At 74.3% G+C, this 23,486-nt stretch carries 19 protein-coding genes; 4 read left to right on the top strand and 15 right to left on the bottom strand.

The features are described from left to right. Positions 1-89: 89 nt before the first annotated feature. Entirely contained in the window at positions 90-755 is a 666-nt protein-coding gene (locus ABD158_RS00540; RefSeq protein ID WP_344002182.1) for an SDR family NAD(P)-dependent oxidoreductase, read from the top strand. An 89-nt stretch (positions 756-844) separates the two neighbouring features. Here the strand turns inward: ABD158_RS00540 and ABD158_RS00545 are convergent, their stop codons facing one another. Next, positions 845-1,801 (bottom strand): hypothetical protein, encoded by a 957-nt coding sequence (locus tag ABD158_RS00545; protein WP_344002185.1) that lies wholly within the window; start codon positions 1,799-1,801, stop codon positions 845-847. A 294-nt stretch (positions 1,802-2,095) separates the two neighbouring features. Here ABD158_RS00545 and ABD158_RS00550 point away from each other — a divergent pair, with 294 nt between their 5' ends. Beyond that, positions 2,096-4,516: a sulfatase-like hydrolase/transferase gene (locus ABD158_RS00550; RefSeq protein ID WP_344002188.1), complete on the top strand. Its 2,421-nt coding sequence runs from the start codon at positions 2,096-2,098 to the stop codon at positions 4,514-4,516. A 1,133-nt stretch (positions 4,517-5,649) separates the two neighbouring features. Here ABD158_RS00550 and glsA read toward each other — a convergent pair. Then, complete coding sequence (glsA, locus tag ABD158_RS00555) at positions 5,650-7,491, bottom strand: glutaminase A (RefSeq protein ID WP_344002191.1); 1,842 nt, start codon at positions 7,489-7,491, stop codon at positions 5,650-5,652. Positions 7,492-7,571: 80 nt separating this feature from the next. Between glsA and ABD158_RS00560 the strand changes: the two genes are divergently transcribed. Next, positions 7,572-8,033, top strand: a complete 462-nt coding sequence (locus tag ABD158_RS00560; protein WP_344002194.1) for an OsmC family protein — start codon at positions 7,572-7,574, stop codon at positions 8,031-8,033. Between the two features lie 84 nt (positions 8,034-8,117). Here the strand turns inward: ABD158_RS00560 and ABD158_RS00565 are convergent, their stop codons facing one another. The 5 genes from ABD158_RS00565 to ABD158_RS00585 form a co-directional block, all read right to left on the bottom strand. Then, positions 8,118-8,621, bottom strand: a complete 504-nt coding sequence (locus ABD158_RS00565; protein ID WP_344002197.1) for a hypothetical protein — start codon at positions 8,619-8,621, stop codon at positions 8,118-8,120. A gap of 124 nt (positions 8,622-8,745) precedes the next feature. Then, the gene (locus ABD158_RS00570; RefSeq protein ID WP_344002200.1) at positions 8,746-9,930 is read right to left on the bottom strand and encodes an acyl-CoA dehydrogenase family protein; all 1,185 of its coding nucleotides are present in this window, start codon (positions 9,928-9,930) and stop codon (positions 8,746-8,748) included. Then, positions 9,903-11,027 (bottom strand): cobalamin B12-binding domain-containing protein, encoded by a 1,125-nt coding sequence (locus ABD158_RS00575; RefSeq protein ID WP_344002203.1) that lies wholly within the window; start codon positions 11,025-11,027, stop codon positions 9,903-9,905. Before ABD158_RS00575 ends, ABD158_RS00570 begins: the two co-directional genes overlap by 28 nt. A 151-nt stretch (positions 11,028-11,178) precedes the next feature. Then, positions 11,179-13,278 (bottom strand): ATP-binding protein, encoded by a 2,100-nt coding sequence (locus ABD158_RS00580; protein WP_344002206.1) that lies wholly within the window; start codon positions 13,276-13,278, stop codon positions 11,179-11,181. A 126-nt stretch (positions 13,279-13,404) separates the two neighbouring features. Beyond that, positions 13,405-14,253, bottom strand: coding sequence for a sulfotransferase domain-containing protein (locus ABD158_RS00585; protein WP_344002209.1), 849 nt, complete (start codon positions 14,251-14,253; stop codon positions 13,405-13,407). 79 nt (positions 14,254-14,332) lie between these two features. On the opposite strand from ABD158_RS00585, the gene ABD158_RS00590 reads away from it, so the two are divergent. Next, complete coding sequence (locus ABD158_RS00590; protein WP_344002212.1) at positions 14,333-14,785, top strand: SRPBCC family protein; 453 nt, start codon at positions 14,333-14,335, stop codon at positions 14,783-14,785. A 211-nt stretch (positions 14,786-14,996) separates the two neighbouring features. Here the strand turns inward: ABD158_RS00590 and ABD158_RS00595 are convergent, their stop codons facing one another. The 8 genes from ABD158_RS00595 to ABD158_RS00630 all read right to left on the bottom strand — a co-directional run bounded on the left by ABD158_RS00595 (position 14,997) and on the right by ABD158_RS00630 (position 23,485). Beyond that, positions 14,997-16,148 carry a flavin reductase gene (locus tag ABD158_RS00595; protein WP_344002215.1) on the bottom strand — a complete coding sequence of 384 codons (1,152 nt, stop codon included), beginning with the start codon at positions 16,146-16,148 and terminating at the stop codon, positions 14,997-14,999. Positions 16,149-16,150: 2 nt separating this feature from the next. Continuing rightward, positions 16,151-16,903: an alpha/beta fold hydrolase gene (locus ABD158_RS00600; protein ID WP_344003710.1), complete on the bottom strand. Its 753-nt coding sequence runs from the start codon at positions 16,901-16,903 to the stop codon at positions 16,151-16,153. Then, positions 16,903-17,478, bottom strand: a complete 576-nt coding sequence (locus ABD158_RS00605) for a carboxymuconolactone decarboxylase family protein (protein ID WP_344002218.1) — start codon at positions 17,476-17,478, stop codon at positions 16,903-16,905. The genes ABD158_RS00600 and ABD158_RS00605 overlap by 1 nt, the downstream gene beginning before the upstream one ends. Further along, complete coding sequence (locus ABD158_RS00610; protein ID WP_344002221.1) at positions 17,475-18,584, bottom strand: LLM class flavin-dependent oxidoreductase; 1,110 nt, start codon at positions 18,582-18,584, stop codon at positions 17,475-17,477. The genes ABD158_RS00605 and ABD158_RS00610 overlap by 4 nt, the downstream gene beginning before the upstream one ends. 123 nt (positions 18,585-18,707) lie before the next feature. After that, entirely contained in the window at positions 18,708-19,613 is a 906-nt protein-coding gene (locus tag ABD158_RS00615) for an NAD(P)-dependent oxidoreductase (protein ID WP_344002224.1), read from the bottom strand. Next, the gene (locus tag ABD158_RS00620) at positions 19,610-21,007 is read right to left on the bottom strand and encodes an amidohydrolase family protein (RefSeq protein ID WP_344002226.1); all 1,398 of its coding nucleotides are present in this window, start codon (positions 21,005-21,007) and stop codon (positions 19,610-19,612) included. Before ABD158_RS00620 ends, ABD158_RS00615 begins: the two co-directional genes overlap by 4 nt. 125 nt (positions 21,008-21,132) lie before the next feature. Continuing rightward, positions 21,133-22,206, bottom strand: coding sequence for a GntR family transcriptional regulator (locus ABD158_RS00625; RefSeq protein WP_344002229.1), 1,074 nt, complete (start codon positions 22,204-22,206; stop codon positions 21,133-21,135). Between the two features lies 1 nt (position 22,207). Next, a complete protein-coding gene (locus ABD158_RS00630; RefSeq protein WP_344002232.1) occupies positions 22,208-23,485 on the bottom strand; it encodes a PucR family transcriptional regulator in 1,278 nt (425 codons plus the stop codon). Position 23,486: the final 1 nt, after the last annotated feature.

Below are 23,486 nucleotides of genomic sequence, written 5' to 3' on the forward strand. Positions count from 1 at the left end.
GGGTCCGACGCCCGACGCCCGGGGCGAGCAGGGTGTCCACGAACCGGACGCCACGGAAGGGTTCAGGCTCCACGCGCATTAGGACGGCCATGACGACGATCGCGATCATCGGAGCCGGACGAGGACTGGGAGCGGCGGTGGCCCGCCGCTTCGCCGCCGAGGGGTACGCCGTGGGGCTGATCTCCCGGCACCAGGGCCGGCTCGACGCCCTGGCCGCCGAGCTGGCGGAGGAGGGGGTGCGCGCCCAGGGCTTCGCGGCCGACGTGCGCGACCCCGCGTCCATCGCCACGGCCCTCGAGCAGGTGACCGAGACCCTCGGCCCCATCGAGGTGCTCCAGTACTCCCCGCTGCCGCAGAAGGACTTCATGCGCCCGGTGCTGGAGACCACCCCGGCCGACCTCGTCGGCCCGGTCGAGTTCTCCATCTACGGCCCCGTGGCCGCCGTCCACCAGGTCGTGCCGGGCATGCGCTTCCTCGGCGAGGACACGGGCTCGATCCTCTTCGTCAACGGCGGCTCCGCGGTGAAGCCGGGCCGCAACGTCACCGGCACCTCCATCGCCTTCGCCGGGCAGGCGGCCTACGCCGAGCTGCTGCACGAGGTGCTCGGCGAGGAGGGCATCTACGTCGGCCAGCTCATCATCGGCGGCGCCATCGTCGAGGGCGACGACGAGAAGGACCCGGCCGTGCTCGCCGAGAAGCTGTGGGACCTCCACACGAAGCGCGACACCTTCCGGGTGCAGGTCTCGGAGGACTGACCCCGCACGCGACACGTCGGGATCCGCCCCTCCCCCCCGGGCACCGGGCGGATCACCGACGTGGCTCGCCCACCGTAGGAGACCGGGATTCACATACCCGGGGTCCCGAGTGAAGGGGTCGGCCAGGTCCACGCGGCCCCCACCGTGCCGGGGCCGAAGTGGCGGACGGCGGAGACCAGCGAGGTGCTCCGGTCCATGTCCACCGACGTGGCGCGGCGCTCGCCGTCGGCCTGCACGGTGAAGACCTCGGCCGTCGCGGGCAGCCGCGCCGGGTCGAACCGGACCCAGACCTCGACCTCGCCGACCCGGTGGGCGCAGTGCCAGACGAACTCGGTCTCGGGCTCGCTGGTGTCGGCCAGGCCCACCTCGTACTCGAACGTCGCGGTCTCGCCGACCAGGAGCGGCCGCTCGAGCAGCATCTCGAAGACCAGCAGGCCGGCCTGCAGGTCCACGTGGGTCCGACCGGTCCGGCACCCGCGGGTGCCGGTGAGGGTGACGACCTCGCGCAGCGGCTCCCCGGCGTCGATCACCAGCGGTCGGCGGTCGACCCCGTCGCGGAGGGCCCTGATGCGGCTGCGCACGACGCAGCGTGTCTCCTGGCCGCGACGGTCGACGTCCACGGCCACCATCACGTACTCCTTCGCCACCGCCTCCTCGACGTCCTCGAGGCCCATCGCGGCGAGCGCGCGACCCGCGGCGTCACCGGTCCGCACGAGGTCGGTCAGCTCGACGTAGTCGTCCGCGCCCGGGCTGAGCCGGCGGCCCGGCCCCACGCTCGCGCGCAAGGTGCCGGGCTCCAGGTGCAGGATCTCGTCGAGGCAGTCCAGGACGTCGAAGGACACCGCGCCCTCCGGGGTGCGCTGGCCGGAGCGCCAGTAGCTCAGCGTCGCCAGGCTGACCGACTGACCGCGGTGGGCGAGGGCCTCCCGCGTCTCCGAGAGGGTCAGGCCCCGCCGGGACAGGGCCTCGGCGAGCACCGTCGCGAGCTGCGCCTCCGCGGGCCTGCGCAGGCCGCGGAAGCGGGTGCGGTCCTGCCCTCCTCCCATGGGACGGACCCTCCCAGCCGGGGCTCACCGGCCACAAGGTCCGCGCCGGATCGCTCCCGCCGCACCGGGCCGTGGGCGGTCGGCAACCGCGACGGCGAGCCGTTCGCGACCTCGCGCCGCTGCCGGCACCAGCTCGCCGACCTGTCGAAGAGCACGCTCGACGTCACCGACGGCCGCATGGTGACGGGTCCGCGGTCGTCGTCGACTGAGCCGACCCGCCGCGCGACGTACCACCTGAGCCCCCCTCGGAGAGTCCCTGCGCGCGTCCGGGGGCGGGTGTGGTGGTCTGGCCCCGTGACCGACGAGACCCCCGTCGACGGCTCGCGCCCGTCGTACCCCTCCTGGCCCAACCCCGGCCGCCGCAACCTGCCGATCGGCATCCGCACGGCCACCGACGACGCGAGCGCCCGTGCCGCCGCGCACCTGTCCGGGTTCCCGGGCGCGAAGGGCACGCACCACGAGCCGATCCAGCCGGTGCGCCCGCCCGCGGGCGCGCCCAACGTGGTGCTCGTGCTGGTCGACGACATGGGCTTCGGCGCCTCCAGCCCGTACGGCGGGCCGTGCGAGATGCCGACCGCCGAGCGGCTCGCGGACGGCGGGCTGCGCTACAGCCGCTTCCACGTCACCGCGCTGTGCTCCCCGACCCGGCAGGCGCTGATGACCGGGCGCAACCACCACTCCGTCGGCATGGGCGTGACCTCCGAGATGTCGACGCTCGAGCCCGGCTACACCGGCTTCCGCCCCTCCTCGGCCGCGACGATGGCGCAGATCCTCTCGGGCAACGGCTACGCCACCGCGGCGTTCGGCAAGTGGCACCAGACCCCGCCGGTCGAGGTGACGCGGAGCGGGCCGTTCCACCGCTGGCCGACGGGCGAGGGCTTCGGCAGCTTCTACGGGTTCATGGGCGCGGAGATGAACCACTGGTACCCCCAGCTCTACTCCGGGACCACCCCGGTCGAGCCCGACCGCCTGCCCGAGGACGGCTACCACCTCACCGAGGACCTGGTCGACCACACCATCGACTGGATCCGCGACCACCGCGCGATCACCCCCGACCAGCCGTTCTTCACCTACCTCGCGCTCGGCGCCACGCACGCGCCCTTCCACGTCGCGAAGGAGTGGCGCGACAAGTACGCCGGCCGCTTCGACGAGGGCTGGGACGACATGCGCACCGAGATCCTCGCCCGCCAGAAGGAGCTCGGCCTGGTCCCCCGCGACACCGTGCTCGCGCCGTGGGCCGACGGCCTGCCGCACTGGTGGGAGATGAACGAGATGGAGCGCGAGGTCGCCGCGCGCTTCATGGAGACGTACGCCGGGTTCGCCGAGCACGCCGACACCCAGGTCGGGCGGGTCGTCGAGGAGCTCGAGCGACTCGGGGTGCTGGACGAGACGATCTTCGTCTACATGCTCGGCGACAACGGCGCGTCCGGCGAGGGCGGCCCGGAGGGCACGCTGCGCGAGCACCTCGTCGGCCACGGCATCGCCGACGACACCGCCGCGATGCACGCCGAGCTGGAGGCCTTCGGCGACCCCACGACGTACGGGATCTACCCGGCGGGCTGGGCGTGCGCGATGAACACGCCCTACCCCTGGACCAAGCAGGTCGCCTCCCACCTCGGAGGCACCCGCGACGGGCTGATCGTGCACTGGCCCCAGGGGATCGCCGCGCGCGGCGAGGTGCGCCACCAGTGGCACCACGTGATCGACGTGCTGCCGACGATCCTCGAGGTCACCGGGCTGCCGCACCCCACGACCGTCAACGGCGTCACCCAGCAGGTGATCGAGGGCGTGTCGATGGCCTACACCTTCGACGACGCCGAGGCCGCCGACCGGCGGGTGACGCAGTACTTCGAGATGGTCGGCAACCGCGGGATCTACCACGCGGGCTGGATGGCGGTCACCCGTCACGGCACGCCGTGGCTGATGGTCGACGGCGGCGACCGGCCCTTCGAGGAGGACGTCTGGGAGCTGTACCACACCGACGTCGACTGGTCGCAGGCCTTCGACGTCGCCGCGGAGGGCCCCGACCAGCTGCGCGCGCTGCGCGACATCTTCCTGATCGAGGCCAGCCGCCACCAGGTGTTCCCGCTCGACGACCGCGTCACCGAGCGCGAGAACCCGGCCATCGCCGGCCGCCTCGACCTCCACCACGGCCGCACCTCCATCGAGCTCGGCCCGCGCACCGGCCGGCTCACCGAGGAGGCCGCACCCAACGTCAAGAACCGCTCCCACGTGATCACCGTGCGCCTCGACGCCGCGTCGGGCTCCGACGCGGGCGTGCTGGTCGCGCAGGGCGGACGCTTCGGCGGCTGGTCGCTGTACGTCGTCGACGGGCGCCTGTCCTACGCCTACAACTGCTACGGCCGCGAGCTGACCACCGTGCGCGCCGAGCAGCCGCTGGCCCCGGGCGCCCACGAGGTGGCGATGCGGTTCGCGTACGCCGGGGGTCCGCCCGGCGACGCCGCCGACGTGTGCCTCGAGGTCGACGGCGTCGAGGTCGCGCAGGGGCGCGTGCCGCAGACCACGGCGTACTACTTCGCCTTCGACGAGACCACCAACGTCGGCGTCGACCGCGGCTCACCCGTCACCGACGACTACGCCCCGGTGCACAACCGCTTCACCGGCACGATCCACGGCGTCCGCTTCGACCTGGACACCCAGGTCGAGCTCGGCGACCAGGTGCAGCGCCGCCTCACCGCCCTGCAGCACGACTGAGCCTCGACCCACCGGGTCTCGTGGCTCGGTCGCCCGGAGGTCGAGGCGCGAGGAGGCGAGGCGGGGCCGCCGGAGGTCGAGGCGCGAGGAGGCGAGGCACGAGCCGAGGAGCCACGAGACCCCGAGCAGCCCACCGGGTCTCGTGGCTCGGTCGCTGAGCGACCTCGCACCTCGACCTCCGATCACCCGGAGGTCGGGGCGCGAAGAGGCGGGGCGGGGCCGCCGGAGGTCGAGGCGCGAGGAGGCGAGGCACGAGCCGAGGAGCCACGAGACCCCGAGCAGCCCACCGGGTCTCGTGGCTCGGTCGCTGAGCGACCTCACACCTCGACCTCCGATCACCCGGAGGTCGAGGCGCGAAGAGGCGGGGCGGGGCCGCCGGAGGTCGAGGCGCGAGGAGGCGAGGCACGAGCCGAGGAGCCACGAGACCCCCCGAGCAGCCCACCGGGTCTCGTGGCTCGGTCGCTGAGCGACCTCACACCTCGACCTCCGATCACCCGGAGGTCGAGGCGCGAAGAGGCGAGGCGGGGCCGCCGGAGGTCGAGGCGCGAGCGGGCGAGGCACGAGCCGAGGAGCCACGAGACCCCCGGCAGCCCACCGGGTCTCGTGGCTCGGTCGCTGAGCGACCTCACACCTCGACCTCCGATCACCCGGAGGTCGAGGCGCGAAGAGGCGGGGCGGGGCCGCCGGAGGTCGAGGCGCGAGGAGGCGAGGCGGGGCCGCCGGAGGTCGAGGCGCGAGGAGGCGAGGCACGAGCCGAGGAGCCACGAGACCCCCGGCAGCCCACCGGGTCTCGTGGCTCGGTCGCTGAGCGACCTCACACCTCGACCTCCGATCACCCGGAGGTCGGGGCGCGAAGAGGCGAGGCGGGGCCGCCGGAGGTCGAGGCGCGAGGAGGCGAGGCGGGGCCGCCGGAGGTCGAGGCGCGAGGAGGCGAGGCACGAGCCGAGGAGCCACGAGACCCCGAGCAGCCCACCGGGTCTCGTGGCTCGGTCGCTGAGCGACCTCGCACCTCGACCTCCGATCACCCGGAGGTCGAGGCGCGAGGAGGCGGGGCGGGGCCGCCGGAGGTCGAGGCGCGAGGAGGCGAGGCACGAGCCGTGGAGCCACGAGACCCCGAGCAGCCGGGAGCGGCCTCAGCCGCGGGTGACGCCCGCGCGCAGGGCGCGGTCGGCGACGCGGTAGCCGTCGCGGCACATCGCTCGCCAGACCTCGAGGGCGACGGCGGGGTGCTCGGTGGTGATGCGCTCGAGCGAGGCGGCCGACAGGCGCAGCAGCTCGAGGTCGGCGGTGGCGCGGACGGCGGTCTCCTGGACGTCGTCGGTGCCGAGGGCCAGCTCGCCGAACGACGTGCCCGGGCCGAGCGTGACCAGGCGGACGCGCTCGCGGCCGGGCTCGTCGAGCACCGCCACCGCGCCGCCGCGCACGATCACGTGCACCCCGGCGAAGGGCCCGCCGGCCTCGAGCACCGTCTCCCCCGCCGCGTACGACGCCCGCTCCAGCGCCGCCTCGACCACCGACCGCGCCTCGGGCGAGAGGTCCCGCAGCAGCGGGTGGTCGGCGACCAGCTCCTGCTCGCCGGGCTGCTCCCCGCCGCCGTGGCGGCGCAGCAGCTCGCTCTCGCACCACCGGGCCGCGGCCTCCAGGTCCTCCACGGACGGGCTGGGGCCGGGCGAGTCCGGACCGGGCTCGAAGTCGTCGGCGTCGTCGGGGTCGGGCAGCACCCCCGACGGGTCGACGCGCACCAGCTCGCCGCCGGCCTGCCGCAGGAACGCCCGCAGGCCCCACAGCGTCACCCGCGCGATGTCGGCGACGTCGTCGACCCGGCGTACGTCGAGGACGACGAGCTCGGGGCCGTCGTCGACGATCGTGCGCACGACGTGCTCGGTCTCGGCGAAGAGCAGGTCGCCGTGCAGCTCGTAGACCCGTGCGCGACCCTCGAGGGAGTCGAGGACCTCCTGGTCGGCGTCGGTGCGGCGGCGGCGCGAGGCCAGCCGGGAGATCGGGTACGACGCCCGCAGCGCCGTGCGCGAGCTGCGCCCGACGTGCATCAGGTGCATCTCCATGTCGCGGCTCATCCGCTCCATCACCGTCACGCCGCGGGCGCTGTTGCCGTGCACGTCGAGCCGCGGCGAGAAGACCGCGAGGCCCACCTGGCCGGGCAGGACCGCGATGATCCCGCCGCTGACGCCGCTCTTGGCGGGCATCCCGACCGCGGAGATCCAGTCGCCCGCGGCGTCGTACATGCCGCAGGTGGCCATCACGCTCAGGACCCGCTCGACGCACTCGACCTGCGAGACCCGCCGGCCCGAGCGCGGGTTGACCCCGCCGTTGGCGAGGGTGGCGGCCATGAGCGCGAGGTCGCGGGTGTCGACGCTGAGCGAGCACTGCCGGACGTAGAGGTCGAGCGCCGCCTCGGGGTCGTCGCCGAGCATGTCGAACTCGCGCAGCATGTGGGCGATCGCCCGGTTGCGGTGGGCGGTGGCGAGCTCGGAGCGGTGGATGTCCTCGTCGAGGGCGAGGTCGTGGTCGGCGTACGACGAGTACCAGCGCCGGATCCGCTCGAACTGCTCGTCGGGCCCCTCGCCCGCGACCAGCGAGGCGGCCGTGATCGCGCCGGCGTTGATCATCGGGTTGCGCGGGCGGCCGGTGTCGGCGGCGAGGCTGATCTGGTTGAAGCCCTCCCCCGACGGCTCGACGTCGATGTGGGCGTCGACCTCGGCGACCCCGAGGTCGTCGAGCGCGAGGGCGTAGGTGAAGGGCTTGCTGATCGACTGGATCGAGTAGCGCAGGTCGGCGTCGCCGACGGAGTAGACGTGACCGTCGACGGTCGCGAGCGCCAGCGCGAAGACGTCCGGGTCGGCCGCCGCCAGCTCCGGGATGTACGCCGCGACCTCCCCCGCGGTGCCGCCGCACGCGGCGACGATCCGCTCGAGGTAGTCCTGGACCGGGTTGCGGACGTCGCGGCGGCTGGTCACGACGGTGACGCTACCGAGGTCGTCGGACCGACCCGTATACTCGATCGAGTCACTACAGTTACGTCTGATTGGAGGCCCTCATGGCCAGCACGGTCCCGTTCACCGTCACCGGCAACGGCAGCGGTGTCGCCCAGGAGATCACGGTCCAGGGCGACAACCAGCACGTCTTCGCGGCGGACACCTACCCGGCGTTCGGTGGCGCGGACGCCGCCCCGAGCCCCCTGGCGTACACCCTCGGCGCGCTCACCTCGTGCAACCAGATCACCGCGCAGCTGGTCGCGAAGGACCTCGGCGTACGGCTGGGCGAGCTGTCGTTCAGCGCGCGCGGCGACCTCGACCCGAGCGTGTTCGTCGGGGGCGCCGAGGGTGACGCCAACTTCGACGCGGTCACCGTCGACGCCTCCGTCGAGACCGACGCCGACCCCGACACCTTCGACCGGCTCGTCGCCGAGGTCGACCGTCGCTGCCCGGTGACCCAGCTGTTCCGCCGCAGCGGGCTGGAGTTCTCCAGCACCTGGAAGGCGCGTCCGCTCGTCGACTGAGCGCCGACGTCCACGACAGCGGAGGACCCCGGCCCATGGGGCGCCGGGGTCCTCCGGTGTCGTCACGCGGGTGTCGTCAGCGGCTCACAGACGCCGGCACTGGTCCTCCTTGTTGCCCTCGACGACGTTGCCGCTGCCGGTCGGGGCGGGACGGTTCTCCTTGCACTGCAGGTTGCCGTCGATGCGGTTGGTGGAGAACTCCTGCGCGCGGGTGTTGGAGAACGACTGCACGTCGGAGCCGACCCGGTTGTTGACCACCACCGCGGCACGGCCCTGCTTCAGCTGGATGCTGCCGTCGACGCGGGAGCCGCGGACGACCACCCGGGCGTGGCCCTCGGCCTGCACGTTGCCCTCGACGGTGACCTGACGGGCGACCAGCGTGGCGCCGTTGCCGACGGTGACGTTGCCCTCCACCTCGGTGCCGGTGAGCGTGCAGGTCGCCCCCTGCGGCACCCGGACGTCGTCCAGGGTGGCGGCGCCGATCGAGCCGCGGCAGACGCGCTCGTCGGCGTGGGCGGGCGCGGCGACGGCGAGCGTGGAGGCGGCGAGCGCGAGCGCGCCCAGGCCGGAGGCGACGAGACGGTGCATGGGGGGCTCCTCGGGGGACGGACCGGGACCACCCCGGCACGTCCCCGACGCTCCCGCGCTCGCGTGAGGTGCGCGTGAGGCCCTCGTGAGAGTGCTCTCACGCGGGCGCGGCGGGCGCGGGGCCTCAGCGGAAGGCGGCGTGACCGGTGAGGGTCTGGCCGACGACGAGGGTGTGCATCTCGACGGTGCCCTCGTAGGTGAGGACGGACTCGAGGTTGTTCATGTGGCGGATGACGGGGTACTCGAGCGAGATGCCGTTGGCGCCGAGGATGGTGCGGGCGGTGCGGCAGACGTCGAGGGCCTCGCGGACGTTGTTGAGCTTGCCGACGGACACCTGCGCGGGGTGCAGGGTGCCGGCGTCCTTGCGGCGGCCGAGGTGCAGCGCGAGGAGGGTGCCCTTGCTCAGCTCGAGGCTCATGTCGGCGAGCTTCTGCTGGGTGAGCTGGAAGCCGGCGATGGGCTTGCCGAACTGCTGGCGGTCCTTGCTGTAGTCCAGCGCGGCCGCGAAGCAGGAGCGGGCCGCGCCCATGGCGCCCCAGATGATCCCGTAGCGGGCCTCGTTGAGGCACGAGAGCGGACCCTTGAGACCGGTGACCTCGGGCAGGACGGCGTCGGCGGGCAGACGGACGCCGTCGAGCACCAGCTCGGAGGTGACCGACGCGCGCAGCGACATCTTGTGGTGGATCCGCGGGGCCGAGAAGCCGGGGGTGTCGGTGGGGACCACGAAGCCGCGCACACCCTCCTCGGTCTGCGCCCAGACCACGGCGACGTCGGCGACCGAGCCGTTGGTGATCCACATCTTGCGGCCGTCGAGGACCCAGTCGGCGCCGTCGCCGGAGCCGTCGCGGCGGGCGCGGGTGCGCATCGAGTCGGGGTCGGAGCCGTGGTCGGGCTCGGTGAGGCCGAAGCAGCCGATCGCCTCGCCGGCGGCCATGGCGGGCAGCCACTGCTGCTTGTGCTCCTCGCTGCCCCAGCGGTGGATCGCGAACATCGCCAGCGAGCCCTGCACCGAGACCAGCGAGCGGATCCCGGAGTCGGCGGCCTCGAGCTCGAGGCACGCCAGGCCGTAGTCGACGGCGCTCATGCCCGGGCAGCCGTAGCCCTCGAGGTGCATCCCGAGCAGGCCCATCGCGCCGAACTCCTTGGCGAGCCCGCGCACGTCCGGCAGCTCACCGGACTCGAACCACTCCGCCACGTGGGGCGCGACGACGTCGTCGCAGAGCCGACGTACGGCGGCGCGGATGTCGCGCTCCTCCGCGCTCAGCTGGTCGTCGATGCCGATCAGGTCGAGGGGGTCCGGGGCGGCCATGTCCTCGAGGGTAGCCGCGCCGGCTGTGCGTCCGACCCGACGCCCGCACCCGTGCCCGAGCCCGTGCCCGGCATGGCGAGGGGACCGGTCGGCTCCTCGCTGGAGGCGAGCAGCTCGACGCTGGTCGCGAGGATCGCCGTGGCCAGGGGCTTGCTGCGCACCGGATCGCCGAGCAGGTCCAGCACCTCGGAGACCAGGCCCGAGTCGAGGCCGCGCGACGACAGCACGTGCACCAGCCAGTCGCGGGCCTCCAGCATGATCGTCTCGTCGCCGGTGGCGAGCGTGGCCGAGAGGCAGCCGACGACGTGGTCGACCCAGCCCTCGAGGTCCTCGCGCCAGGCGGTCACCTCGACGCCGCCGAGGTCGCGGGTGCGGCGCAGGCCCTCCACGACGTACTGGGTGATCTGCTCGCGGTGCTGCTCGATCCACGCGGACTCGGCGTCGGCCTCGGTCGGCTCCGGCACGGGCGCGTCGCCCATCGCCTCCGGCAGGCCCAGCAGCATCTCGAGGACCTGACGCGGCCCGGCCGCCCACGCGCTCGCGCCGATCGCCCGGGCGCGGCGCTCGTCGTCGCCGAACGCCTGGCCCCCCACCACGACCGGCACCTCCTGGGCCCGCAGCCGGCGGACGACGTCGGTCGCCCGGCCCAGCGACGAGGTCAGCGAGGCGCTCAGCAGGACCGCGCGGGGCCGCTGGGCGGCGACGTGACGGACCATCTCGTCACCGTCGGGGGCGGGACCGACGTAGTCGACGCGCACACCCTCCGACATCAGGACCTCGGCGACGACCAGCGCGGCCAGGGCGTGGCGCTCGTCCTCGACGCAGCCGACGACGACGAGCGGCCCGTCCGGGTCGGGGGCCTCGGTGAACGATCCCAGCCACAGCAGCAGGCCCTCGTTGACCGAGGTGGCGGCGTTCTCCTGGGCGACGGTCCACTCCCCCGCGGCCCACAGGTCGCCGACCCGGCGCTGCGCGACGAGCAGCTGCTCCTCGACGATCCGGGCGGTCGACGCGCCCTCGGCGCGCAGCCGCTTCACGACGGCCAGCGCCGTCCGCCGGTCGCCGTCGACCAACGCCTGCCAGTACTGCGGATCCACCGCTCGATCGCTCCGTTTCCGATGCTGCACCGCCGGGAGGGGTCCTCGCGTCGCGGCCTGCCGTCGACCGTACGGGGGTCGCGGTCACGCCGCGACCCGTCGTCGGGCCGACTGGAGTCGTACCCCGCGGGGCGCCGGTGCAGTCGCGGACTCAGCCCTCGACGGTGGGGGCCTCCGGCGGGGCGAGCCCGGGGGCGGCCTCCGGCACGGCGTCGGGAGCGCGCCCGCTGGCGGTCCCCGGGGCGATGGTCGCGACGTCGGGGACCGCGGCGGGCAGGTCGAAGCAGAACGCGGTGCCTCCACCGGGCGCCGGGCGGCAGGCGATGTGACCGCCGTGGCGCGCCACGATCGTGCGGCAGATCGCGAGCCCGAGGCCGGTGCCCTCGAAGCGGGTGTCGCCGACGTGGGCGCGGTGCAGGCGGTCGAAGACCCGCTCCCGCTCCTCCTCCGGCACGCCGATGCCGTTGTCACGCACCTCGACCGCGACCCGGTCGCCGACCCGGCCCGCGGTGACGACGACCTGGGGACGGACCCCCGGGTCGACGTACTTCACCGCGTTGCCGAGCAGGTTCGCCAGCAGCTGGCGCAGCAGCTCCGGGTGGGCCGCGACGACCGGCAGCTCGTCGGCGCGGGTGAGGTCGGCGTCGCGGTCGAGGTACGACGCGGCGTCGTCGACGGCGGTCTCCAGCGGCACCGACTCCAGCTCGTCGGGCGTCAGCAGCCCGCCCTCGGCGGAGGCCTGGGCCAGCAGGTCGGTGATCAGGTCCTGCATCCGCAGCGCCGCCTCACGGGCCCGCCCCAACGCCTGCTGCACCACGGGGTCGCCGGAGTCCGCGGCCAGCTCGAGCCAGCCGCGCAGCGCCGTGAGGGGGCTGCGCAGGTCGTGGGCGGCGGTCGCGGCGAACTCCGCGAGCTGGTCGGCGTGGCGCCGCTCGTCGGTGACGTCGCGGTAGACCGCGACCGACCCGACCGGGGCGGCCCCGCCGGCCTCGGCCTCGCCGTACAGGGCGGCGGAGGAGACCGAGAGCGTCCGCGAGGTGCCGTCACCGAGCGGCAGGACGACGTCGACCGGGGGCACCCGGCCCTCGGCGAGCGCGCGCACGGCGGGGTAGTCCTCGGGCGGCAGCAGCGAGCCGTCGGGCCGCAGCGCGGCGTAGTCGCCCGTGCGGGTGCCGGGCTGGACGCCGGTGGCGGTGCGGCCCAGCAGGGAGCGGGCGGCGGAGTTCATGCGCCGCACGGAGCCGTCGACGTTCATGACGACGAGGCCCTCGGTCATCTCCTCGGTGACGGTCTCGAGGAACTCGGCCCGCTCGGCGGCCTCGCGCTGCGTGGCGCGCAGCTCGTCGAGGAGGTCGTTGCGCTCCTCGCGCGTGCTGCCGATCGCCAGCGCGACCACGAGCAGCATGACGACGAAGACCTGCATGGTGAGGGCCTGGAGCGGGTCCGCGATCGACGCGGCGGGGCCGTGGTCGAGGATCGCGAGCAGCAGCGCCACCGCCCCCGTCGAGACCACCTGCAGCGCGGCCACCACGGTGGGGAAGCGCAGGGCGCACCACACGCTGGTGCCGATCAGCAGGAACGCGACGGGCTGGCCCTGCTCGAGGTCGATGAGGACGAACGACACGACGCTCGCCACCACGATCAGGCCCAGCTCCACGGCCCGGCCCGGCTCCGGGCGCAGCCGTCGGCCGGTGAGCACGGCGTGGAGCAGCAGGTGGCCGGCGGTGCCGACCAGGAGCATTCCGCCGAGGTTGCGACCCCACCACAGGGGCAGGGTGCTCCATGCGACGCCGCCCTCGACCAGGGCCGACAGCGCCGTGCCGACCGTGGCCCCCGCGAGGGTGCCGAGCCCGGCGGCCGCGAGGAAGCGCAGCAGGGCGCGGGGCCGCGTCAGGGTGCGGCAGCCGCCGGCGCCGAGCAGGTCCGGGCACCACCGGCGGACGCCGAGGACGGTGAGCGAGGTCTGCGTCAGCCCGGCGCCGACCGCGCCGACGACCAGGCCGGCGGAGGCGCCGGTGAGCCCGTTGGCGGCGACGAGCAGCACCGACATCGTCGTCAGTGTCGCCACGGCCCACGCCCGTCCGGGGCGCAGCAGCAGCCAGAGGAGGCCCACGCCGGCGGCGGGCCAGACGAGCGCGGGCCCGCGGTCGGCCGCGGCGGTGAGTCGGCCGAGCACGGCGACGACCGTGAAGGCCAGGGCGAACCAGGCGAACGAGCCGGCGCTCACGGGCGCCACCCCGGCCTCCGTCACGCGCCCTCGTCGCACCCCATGACCTCCTGGTCCGCCCACCACCGACCTGATCCGACGCGGCCCGAGCCGGCCGAGAACAGCGTACTCAGAACCGGTTCCGAGGAGGCCGAGAACCGCGGGCCCGGCTCAGCGACCGGTCAGCCCCGCCTTGGCGTTGAGGGTGGCGGCGAGGTCGCCCGGCGCGAGGTCGCCGGCCAGGACGCGGGCGGTCGGCCACGCCGAGACGTCGAGACCGGACAGCCGGGTGAACAGCGGCAGGTCGTCGGCGTACTCGGAGACGAGGATCTCGACGTCCTCGGCCGTCACGGGGTCGGCGTCGACGGAGGTGCTGGAGGCGTTGCGCACGGCCTCGGTCTGCTCGGGCGTGAACCTCTCGAGGCCGAGGTGGTCGGTGATCGCGGCGCAGGCGCCGGGGAGGTCCTTGACGGTCGCGCGGAACTCCAGCAGCAGCCACTGCTCACGCGGGAACGACTTGAGGCCGCGCTGCAGCTGGGCGCCGTACAGGCCGCGGGCGACGGTGCTGCGGCGCCGCATCGCGGGGAACGCCCACTCCTCCTGCGGGGGGATCTCGCTGGCGCGGCCGATGCGGACGGCCTCCCCGAACTGCTTGACGCCCTGGCGGCGCACGTAGTCCATGTTCCAGTGCGAGAACGCCCGCTCGACCGGGTCGCGGAAGCACGCGACGAGCGACATGTCGGCGCGGTAGGCGCGCATCCGCGGCAGCGCGTAGGGCCAGAAGATGTACGACGGGGTCGCGTCGCCCGCGACGGTCTCCTCCGGCGAGTGACGCCGGATCTTGTAGCCCGAGTAGTCCGGGTCGTCCCAGTCGAAGGCGTTCTTGTCGAAGAAGTGCCGCTCCTTCTTCTTCGCGGACACGATCGAGCGGTGCTGGATCAGCAGGTCGTAGAGGGTGCTGGTCGCGGCCTTCTGGACGCCGACGATCGAGAAGGTGAACGGGACTCGGTTGGGCGGCACGCGCGCCAGTATGCCGGGCGACTGACCCGGCCACGGGTGGGCACCGGGCGAGTCCCGACCCCTACGAACGGATCCGCCCGTGCCCGACGTCGAACGCACCGTCACCGTCGACCAGCCCGTCACCAAGGTCTGGGACTACGTCACCGACTTCCGCAGCAGCGAGGAGTGGGACCCGCCGACCGTCCGCACCGACCGCACGAGCGGCGACGGCGGGGTGGGCACGACGTACCACAACGTCTCGTCGTTCCTCGGCAGCGAGCAGGAGGTCGACTACCGGGTGGTCGAGCACTCCCCGCCGGCCACCGGCTCCCCGGGCCGTTTCGTGATGACCGGCGACGCCGGCTCGATCACGCTGCGCGACACCATCACCTTCGTCGAGGACGCCCCCGGCCGCACGTCGGTGACCTACCACGCCGAGTTCATCCCCGACTCGACCGCGGCCAAGCTCGCCACCCCCCTCATGCCGGCCGCGCTCAAGGTCCTCGGCGACAAGGTCGCCTCCTCGCTCGAGGAGCGCCTCCGCGCGCTCTGAGCCCGTCGTACGGCTGAGCGCGTGGGCGTCGGGGTGCGGGGCGCGGTGGCGACCTGCGGTTTCACCAGGTATGTCATGCGACTGTCACTCCTCGCACCGTGCTGTGCGCGAGAAGTGACAGCGTAACGACATACCTGGTGAAACCGCACTGCAGCGCTGCGCAGCCGGGCCGACTCGGGGCCCGGGAGCTGCGCATCCGGGCCGGGTCGCGCTAGAGCTCGCCGCCCACCTCGGCGAGGATCTCGCGCACCCGCTCCTTGGCGAGCTCGGTGTAGCGGCGGGCGGCGTCGAGGGCGGCATCGCGGTCGGCGGCCTCGACGGCCTCGGTGAGGCGGCGCTGGGCGTCGACGAAGCGCTGCGAGGTCACGGTCGTCGAGCCGAAGCTGCGGGTCATCACCTGCCGGGTCGCCAGGGAGCCGAACATCGCGGTGAGGACCGGGTTGCGGGCCAGGCCGACGAGGGTCTCGTGGAAGCGGTGGTTGGCGTCGAGGTAGGCGTCGAAGTCCACGAACCGGTCGTCGACCAGCAGCGCGGCCATGTCCTCGAAGCGCCGTCGTACGACGGCGACGTCCTCCTCCGACAGTCGGCCGAGCACCTGCTCGAGCACACCGACCTCGATCGCGAGGCGGGCGTCGAAGGCGTCGTCGCTGGTGCGGGTGTCGAACGGCGTGACGACGTGGCCGCGACCGGGGTCGCGGCGCACCAGCCCGTCGCCCGCCAGCCGGGTCAGGGCGTAGAAGGCGGCCGCCTGGTCGACCTCGAGGTCCTCGGCCAGCCGCTCGACCTCGATCACGTCGCCGGGAGCGTGGAGGCGGTCGAGGACCTGCTGGCGGGCACGGCGGTAGACGACGTCGTCGCGGGCGAACTCGAAGCGCCCGAAGCCGCCCCGGAAGTAGGTCAGGGGCTCACCCTCCTGGGCGACGGCCCGGACGACGCGTCCGACGAAGATGGTGTGGGTGCCGCCCACGACGCGCTCGACGACCTCGCACTCGAGGTGGGCGATCGCGTCCTCGACCAGCGGCACGCCGGTGGTCCCGGTGGCGGTCGGCACTCCGGCGAACTTGTCGTCGCTCGGCACGGCGAACTGGTGGGCGAGCTGGCCGTGGTCGCGCCCGAGGACGTTGACGGCGTACCGCCCCGAGCGGGTGACCGCGTCGGCGGTCGGCACCGCGTTGTTGAGGCACGCGAGCATCAGCGGCGGGTCCGCGGACAGCGAGGTCACCGAGCTGGCGGTCATGCCGTAGCGCTCGTCGCCGTCGACGGTGGTGATCACGGTGACGCCGCTGGCGAGGTGGCCCACGACGTGGCGGAAGGCGCGGGCGTCGACGGCGGCGGGGTCCGCCCCGGTGGTCTGGTCGGTCATGGTCACCTCGGGGTCGCGGCCGGGTCGATGAGGAAGCGTCGGAGGAGGTCGGCGAACGCCGCGGGCTGCTCGAGGACGACGGCGTGGCGCCCGGGGAGCCAGACGACGTCCCGGCCGGACGCCGGTCCGAGCCGGTCGGCGGCGGCGCGCCGGAAGGGCTCCCCGTCGCCGTCCCCGCAGACGACGAGCGTCGGCGGCGCCACCGGGTCGCCCCCCGCGGTCGGACCCGCGGTCAGGTCGGCCCCGGCGAGCAGCTCGCAGGCGCGGGCGTAGCCCTCGGGGTCGGTCGCGAGCAGCGTGTCGGTGGTCGCGGCGACGACGTCGGGTCGCTCCGCGCGGAAGCCGGGCGTGAACCAGACCTCGAGGGTGGGCTCCACGAGGGGGGCCATCCCCTCGGTCCGCGCGAGGTGCGCCCGCTCCGCCCACATCTCCCGCATCGGGGCCGGGTAGACGTCGACGGTGTCCACCAGCACCACCCGGGCCACCCGGTGGGCGGCGTGGGCGGCGAGGTGCTGGGCGACCAGGCCGCCGAGGGACACCCCGACGACGTCCACGGGACCCGTGCCGGCGGCGTCCAGGGCGGACAGGACGTGCTCGGCGATCCCCGCGACGCCGGCGTCGGGGTCCGGGAGGGGGGCCGACCCGTGGCCGGGCAGGTCGGGTGCGACCACCGGGCCGCCCGTCCACCCGGCGGCGAGGTCGTCCCAGAAGGAGCCCGCCGAGCCGAGCGGGTGCAGGAGCAGCAGCGGCCGCATCACAGGTCCCGCATCCGCGGCGCGTCCGGCGGCGAGGGGGTGCCCGCGGCGTTCATCGTGAGGGCCAGGGTCGTGTAGTAGCCGACGGTCACCACGAGGTCGACCAGCGCCTGCTCCCCGAGCGCCGCGAGCAGCGCGGCGTAGGTGTCGTCGCGCAGGACCCCCAGGCGCAGCAGCTGGGTGACCGCGTCCCACACCAGCGCGTGCTCCGGGCGGCCGTGCTCCGGGCGACGGTCGGCCTCGACGGCGTGGACGACCTCGGGCGGCACGCCCGCGGCCAGCGCCAGCGGCTGGTGGTGACCCCACTCGAACTGCTGGTCCCAGTGGCGGGCCACGACCAGGATCGCGAGCTCGACGAGGTCGTCGTCGGGCGCGCTCTCGTAGCGCAGGTAGGCGCCGACGAGCTGGAGGCGGTCCATCAGCGCGGGGCTGCGCAGCAGCGGGACGAACGGCCCGACCAGGGCCCCGCGCGGCCCGCTGGTGATGCGCTCGACGGCGGCCCGCTGGTCGGCGTCGAGGTCCGCGTCGGCGAGCGGACCGAGACGCACGGGGACCTCGCGGTCCGCGGGACTCACGCCGGCGCCCCGGCGGCGGGCACCGCGTCGACCGCGGGCATGACCTTCTCGGCCATCAGCTCCATCGAACGGCGGGCCAGGCCCTCGTCCACCCAGTCCAGGCCGGCGTAGACGAGCTCGCCGAAGTCGCCGACGGTGTCGCGGAAGGCGACGAGCTGCTCGGCGACCTCGTCGGGGGTGCCGACGATGACCATGTCCTGGAGCACGCGCTCGAGGGTGACCGCGTCGTCGGGCTCGGCGCGGTCGTGCTTGAAGAGCTCGACGCGGCCCAGCTTGCGCATCTTGGTGAGCATCTGGCGGTAGTAGAAGCGGTACGGGCTCTGCTCGGAGTCACGACCGTAGGCGACGGCCTCCTCGTGGGTGTCGGCGACGAACACGGTGCGCGCGATCCGCCAGTCGGCGGGGTCGGCGACGGCGCCGACGGACTCCTTGCCCTGCACGTAGTTGGGCCAGTGGGTGGCCACCCACTGCGGGAGCAGGAAGTTGGCGGACAGCGGGTGGAAGTCCTTGGCGCCCATCGCGACGACGCCCTTCGAGAAGGGGGCGACGACGGTGCCGACGATCTCCGGCCGGGGCTGCTGCAGCGGCTTGTGGAGCGAGCCGACGCCCATGTCGGGGTCCATCGTGCGGCGGGTGGAGACCTTGAACCGGTTGTCCGGCAGGTCGATGTCGTACGGCGCGTCGCGCTCCCAGATCGCGGTGATCACGTCGATCGCCTCGCCGAACATCCGGTTGCGGTCCTCGTCGAGGATCCCGAGCGCCTCGGCGTCCGACTTCAGCGCCCCCGGGCTGACCCCGAGGATGAAGCGGCCGTCGCTGAGGTGGTCGAACATCGACGAGTTCGCGGCCACCAGCGCCGGGTGCATGTGCGACAGGTTGGTCGTGCCGGTGCCGAGCCTGATGCTCGTGGTCTCGGCGATCAGCGTGGCCAGGAAGACGAGGCTGTTGGTCACGTTCTCGTGGGCGTCGGTGAGGTGCTCGCCGATGAACGCGTCGTGGAAGCCGAGCCGGTCGGCCAGGATCACGGCGGCGCGGTCCTCCGCGAGCGTGGTCTGCCAGGTCTTGCCCAGGGGGTGGAGGGGCATGGCGAAGTAGCCGAGTCGCATGGTGGTCCTTCGGGTTCGGGTGCGGGTGCGAGGGGTGCCACCGAGTCTCGGCACCGGGGGCCCGCCGGGCACTGGCGGGAATCACGAATTCCGGCACCGGGCGGTGGCGGTTCCCGGGAGGGGTCAGTCGGCGGCGGCGAGGTGACCGAGCACCTCGTGGACGGCGGCCGCGTCCTGGTCGGCGCGGCCCTGCGCCATCGCCTCGGCGTACACCGCGGAGACGGCGCCGAGCAGGGGCGTGGCGGCCCCGAGGTCGGCCGCGAGCTCGCGGATCGCCCGGAGGTCCTTGTCGAAGATCGAGACCTTGGCCGTCGCGGGCTCGTAGGCGCCGGCGACCATCAACGGGCCCCGGACGGCGAGCATCCGCGACGCGCCGGCCCCGTCGCCGACCGCCTCGAGCACGAGGCCCGGGTCGAGCCCGGCCCGGCGGGCGAGCTGGAGCGCCTCGGCGGCGGCGACGTTGTGCACGGCGACGAGGAGGTTGGCGACGAGCTTCATCCGGGTGCCGTCGCCGAAGTCGCCGACGTCGTGGGTGTCGCGGCACACGGCCCCCAGCACGGGCCCGACCAGGTCGGCGGCCCAGTCGGGGCAGCCGCCGAGGTAGGCGACGAGGTCGCCGAGCTCGGCCTGCGCGCTGGTCCCGCTCAGGGGGCAGTCGACGAGGGCCAGCCGCGCGTCGGCGACCTCCTCGCGCAACGCGAACCGGTCGCTCAGCGCGAGCGTGCTGGTCTCGAGGACCACCAGCGGCCGCTCGCGGTCCCGGGCGCCCGCGGCGAGCGCGCCGAGCACGTCGCGCACCGCCGCGGTCGAGGGCAGCGAGGTGATCACGACGTCGCTCGCCGTCGCGATCTCGGCGAGCGGGGCCGGCGTGCCGCCCCGCTCCGCGAGCCGTCGTACGGCGGGCTCCGAGGGGTCGTGCCCGAGCACCCGGCGCCCGGCGGCGAGCAGGTGGCCGGACATCGGCGTGCCCATCGCGCCGAGGCCGACGAACCCGACCGGCGCGAGCGGACCGGGGTCGGCCCGGCTCACCGCTTGACCTTGAGGATGCCCGGGATCCAGCTGCCGCCGGTCACCGCGTCGGCGGTCGTCGGCCGCGCCAGCGCGGCCTTGAACAGGTAGTCGCGGGACTCCACGGCGCGCCGCTGGATGTCGGCCACGTCGCCCCGCACCAGCCGGCCGGCGCGCTTGACCACCTCGCCGCGGACCATGACGGTGTCGACGAGGCCCGGGTGGCCGGAGTACACCAGGGCGCCGGTGGGGTTGTTCAGCGGTGCCATGCCGAGCGTGTCGGCGCGGATCATGACGATGTCCGCCTCCTTGCCGGGGGTGAGGCTGCCGATCAGGTGGTCCAGTCCGAGCGCGCGGGCGCCCTCGATGGTCGCGAACTCGATGACGTCCTGGCACGACAGGCGCAGGCCGTCCTGCTCGCCCGGGGTGGCCTCGGCGGCGTTGTCGAGCGCCCGCTGGATGGCGATCGTGCTCTTCATCGCGTTGAACATGTCGCCGCCGTTGGAGACGCAGACGTCGACGCTGAGGCTGGGGCGGATGCCGGCGTCGAGCAGCTTGCCCGTGGCCGGCCAGCCGAGGCCCATCTGGGCCTCGACGTCGGCGGAGACCGACGCGGTGCAGCCGGCGTCGGCCATCATCTTCAGCTCGTCGGCGGCCAGCGAGCTGCAGTGCACGTGGGTCACGCGCTCGTCGAGCATGCCGTGGTCGCGCATCCACGCGACGGGGCGGCTCTTGCCCCACTCGCCGTCGCCGTTGTGCACGGTCACGCGGGTGCCGAGCTCCTCGACGAGCTTCCAGTCCTCGAGGGCGACCTCGGGCACGGAGAACTGCGGGCCGCGCAGCGCGAAGGCCATCGTGACCAGGGCGTCGTCGGAGGAGAAGTACTGGTCGCGGATGCGCAGGGCGTCGCGGGTGTGGGGCACGACGCTGGGCAGGTTCCACATCGTCGCCCCGCCGCCGTGCGCGAAGACCGCCCGCATGCCGGAGGCCATCAGGCCCTCGACCGCCGCGTCGGCGTGGTCGGGGGTGTCGATGTTGTGGGACCAGTCGAGCAGGGTGGTGATGCCGCTGTCGAGCGCCTCGACGGCGCCGAGCAGGTTGCCGGCGTAGGTGTCCTCGGGCCGGAAGTCGCCGGAGAGGCCGAGGTGGACGCCGGTGAGGTACTGGCCGTGGGTCCAGTCGGAGCCGATGTGACGGATCACGGCCTGCCACAGGTGGCGGTGGGAGTCGACGAAGCCGGGCATGACCACGCACCCGGTCGCGTCGATCACCTCGCAGTCGTCCGCCTCGATGCCGACGCCGACCTCGAGGATCGTGCGGCCCTCGACCAGGACGTCGCCGCCCTCGATCTGCCCGAGGGTCGGGTCGACGGTGATCAGGGTGGCGTTGGTGAAGAGCGTCCGCTGGGCGGTCATGGGTCCTCCTGGTGCGGTGTGACGTGTGACACGAAGTCAAGCGAGGGCGCGGGGTCGCCGCAGTGGCCCCGGGCGTGAGTTGCGCGCGGGGCGGGTGTCGGGACCCGTGAGTCCGCGCGGCGCGCTCACAGGCGGCCGCCGGTGAGGCCGAGGATCGTGCGGACCCGCTGCTTGGCGAGGTCGCGGTAGGCGACGGTGGCCTCGCGGGCCGCGGGCAGGTCGCGGCGCTCGATGCCGGCGAGCATCCGGCCCTGGACCTCGAGGAACGACTGCGAGCTGCGGGTGGTCCACCCGAAGCTGCGGGTCATCACCTCCTTGATGCCGAGGTGGCCGAAGGCGTCCACGAGCGGGGCGCTGCCGCCGAGGCCCACGACCTCGCGGTGGAAGGCGACGTTGGCCTCGAGGTAGCGCTCGAAGTCGACGAACCGGTCGCCGACGAGCTCGCGGGCCATCCCGTCGTACGAGCCGCGCAGGGCGGTCAGGTGGTGGTCGGCGACGCGGTGCAGCGACGTCTCCAGGACGCCGACCTCGATGGCGCAGCGCGCGTCGAAGGTCGCGTCGGACTCGCGGACGTCGAGCGGGACCACGACGTAGCCCCGCAGCGGGTCGCGGCGCACGAGGCCGTCGGCGCTCAGCCGCGTCATCGCGTACGCCGTGGTGCCGGGGTCGGAGCGCAGGTCGTGGGCCAGCTCGTCGGGCTCGACGGTGGTGTCGGGCAGGTAGTGACGCAGGAGCACGAGCTCGCGGGCGCGGCGGTGGGCCTCCTCGCCCGTGGTGATCCACGCCGGGACGCCCACGCCGGACCGGGCGTCCGCGGGCTCCGGGGGGCCGGTGCCCTCGAGGACCCGGGCCACGACGACGGCCGCGCCGCCCGTGACGGTGGAGCCGGCGGCCTCGCACCGGGCCGCCACGGCCCGACCGGCGGCGTCGGTGCCCTCGAGCCGGAAGGTGCCGCGGGTCCGCAGGAACGCGCCCGGACCCTCCTCGGCGCGGGCCGCCACGAGCACGAGCGGCGGGTCCCCTCGCAGCGGCACCACCGCCAGGTCGGGCCAGCGCGCGGCCCGGTCGGGCTCGAGGACGAGGTCGAGCCGGCACCCGGGCCCGAGCCGGGTCACCACGTCGTCCGCACCGAGCCGGGCCGCGGGCCCCTCGGGCCGACCGGCGTGGGGGCCCGCGGGGCCGGCGCGTCCGGGGTCCACGTCAGCCCTGGGGTCCGGCGAGGATGCGCCACAGCCGCAGGGCGACCTGCAGCTCGGTGCGGCGCTCGTGGAGCGGGCCGAGCAGCTCGGTCGCCTTCTGCAGCCGGTTGCGCACCGTGTGCTCGTGCAGCGCCAGGTGCTCGGCGGTCGCGACGTGGCTGCCGAGGCGGAACGACGCCTCGAGGGTCGCCCGCAGCTTGGCGGCCTCCGCGGTCTCCTCCGCGAGGGGACCGAGCTCCTGGCGCAGGAACGACTGCGCCAGCACGGGGTCCTGGAGCAGCAGGATCTCGAGCCGCAGCGCCGAGTGCCGGATCACGGCGGAGGAGTCGACGTGCAGGCCGCCGGCGAGGATCCGCTCGACCGCCAGGGCCTGCTCGTAGGCGAGCCGGAAGCCGCTGAGGCCGATGGTGGCCTCGCTGACGCAGGCCTGCACGCCGGTCGTCTCGAGCACGGCGACCGCGCGGGCGACGCGCTCCTCGCCCCACGGCCGGGTCTGGGCGAGCCAGACCACGCAGCTGCCGAGGCCGGTGGGGTGGACGAGGTGGTGGCTGGGGCGCACGGCCTGCCGCAGCCCGACCATCAGCTGGGTCGCGGCGCCCTGGGAGGTGCGGGGCAGCAGGATCCCGAGGTGGTGGGCCTCGAGCGGGTACTCCAGGGTCAGCAGGTCCGCGGGCGAGAGCCCCTCCTCCCGGCCGTCGAGCACCTCGCGGACGAGCCGCTGCCTCACGTGGGCCCGGGACCGGTTGAAGGCGTCCTGGGAGCGGGAGAAGCTCGCGGCGACCCGGGACACGACGGCGTCCGTGTAGGCGTTGACCAGGGCGGTGAGCGAGCCCTGGGTGCGCAGCGCCTCCGCGCGGGAGACGTCGGCGTCGGTCGCCGCGGTCGCGATCACGCCCGCCCACTCCTGCCACTGCAGGAAGAAGCTGATCCGGTAGGACCGCTGGAGGGCGGCGTGGGAGACCCGCAGCTCAGCCTCCAGCGCCGCGAAGTCGAGGCGGCGCACCAGCGGCACCTCCTCGATGCGCAGCAGGCCCGAGACCACGTCGCGCAGGGCGGCGACGTTCTCCTCGACGCTGGCGGTCAGCGCCTCGACGAACATCTCCTCCCGCGCGTTCTCGCGGAACACCTCGTGGGCGCAGCGACGCACCACCCGGGCCGCGAGGGGACGCCAGTCGTGCTCGGCGACCGCGTGGGCCGCCCAGTCGGGGAGCACCAGGGGGTACTCCTCGTCGAACGAGAACCCCGCCGGCTCCAGCAGCTCGTCCGTCGGTCCTGCCACC

The organism is Nocardioides lentus (assembly GCF_039529515.1).
Classification (GTDB): domain Bacteria; phylum Actinomycetota; class Actinomycetes; order Propionibacteriales; family Nocardioidaceae; genus Nocardioides; species Nocardioides lentus.